General features: G+C 55.2%; 1 rRNA gene (only partly in view). It reads right to left on the reverse strand.

The window, feature by feature from the left end:
• Positions 1–47 precede the first annotated feature (47 nt).
• A 16S ribosomal RNA gene (locus tag RO22_RS13135) occupies positions 48–1,380 on the reverse strand; it runs 126 nt beyond the window's last position.

Below are 1,380 nucleotides of genomic sequence, written 5' to 3' on the forward strand. Positions count from 1 at the left end.
TGATCAGGTAATTCATTGTGGACGCTTACCRACTGTGACGCATCGTTTAAGGAGGTGATCCAGCCGCAGGTTCCCCTACGGCTACCTTGTTACGACTTCACCCCAGTCATGAACCACACCGTGGTGATCGCCCTCTTGCGTTAGGCTAACCACTTCTGGTGCAGTCCACTCCCATGGTGTGACGGGCGGTGTGTACAAGGCCCGGGAACGTATTCACCGTGACATTCTGATTCACGATTACTAGCGATTCCGACTTCACGGAGTCGAGTTGCAGACTCCGATCCGGACTGAGACCGGCTTTAAGGGATTCGCTGACTCTCGCGAGCTCGCAGCCCTTTGTACCGGCCATTGTAGCACGTGTGTAGCCCTACCCGTAAGGGCCATGATGACTTGACGTCGTCCCCACCTTCCTCCGGTTTGTCACCGGCAGTCTCCTTAGAGTTCCCGACATTACTCGCTGGCAAATAAGGACAAGGGTTGCGCTCGTTACGGGACTTAACCCAACATTTCACAACACGAGCTGACGACAGCCATGCAGCACCTGTCTTACAGTTCCCGAAGGCACACCAGAATCTCTTCCGGCTTCTGTAGATGTCAAGGGTAGGTAAGGTTCTTCGCGTTGCATCGAATTAAACCACATGCTCCACCGCTTGTGCGGGCCCCCGTCAATTCATTTGAGTTTTAACCTTGCGGCCGTACTCCCCAGGCGGTCGACTTATCGCGTTAACTTCGCCACAAAGTGCTCTAGGCACCCAACGGCTGGTCGACATCGTTTACGGCGTGGACTACCAGGGTATCTAATCCTGTTTGCTACCCACGCTTTCGCACCTCAGTGTCAGTGTCAGTCCAGAAGGCCGCCTTCGCCACTGGTATTCCTCCCGATCTCTACGCATTTCACCGCTACACCGGGAATTCTACCTTCCTCTCCTGCACTCTAGCCTGACAGTTCCGGATGCCGTTCCCAGGTTGAGCCCGGGGCTTTCACAACCGGCTTATCAAGCCACCTACGCGCGCTTTACGCCCAGTAATTCCGATTAACGCTTGCACCCTCCGTATTACCGCGGCTGCTGGCACGGAGTTAGCCGGTGCTTCTTCTGCGAGTGATGTCTTTCCTACCGGGTATTAACCGATAGGCGTTCTTCCTCGCTGAAAGTGCTTTACAACCCGAGGGCCTTCTTCACACACGCGGCATGGCTGGATCAGGGTTGCCCCCATTGTCCAATATTCCCCACTGCTGCCTCCCGTAGGAGTTCGGGCCGTGTCTCAGTCCCGATGTGGCTGATCATCCTCTCAGACCAGCTACGGATCGTTGCCTTGGTAAGCCATTACCTTACCAACTAGCTAATCCGACATAGGCTCATCCAATAGCGGGAGCCGGAG

It is taken from the genome of Halomonas sp. KHS3, assembly GCF_000830495.1.
GTDB classification, from domain to species: Bacteria; Pseudomonadota; Gammaproteobacteria; order Pseudomonadales; family Halomonadaceae; genus Vreelandella; species Vreelandella titanicae.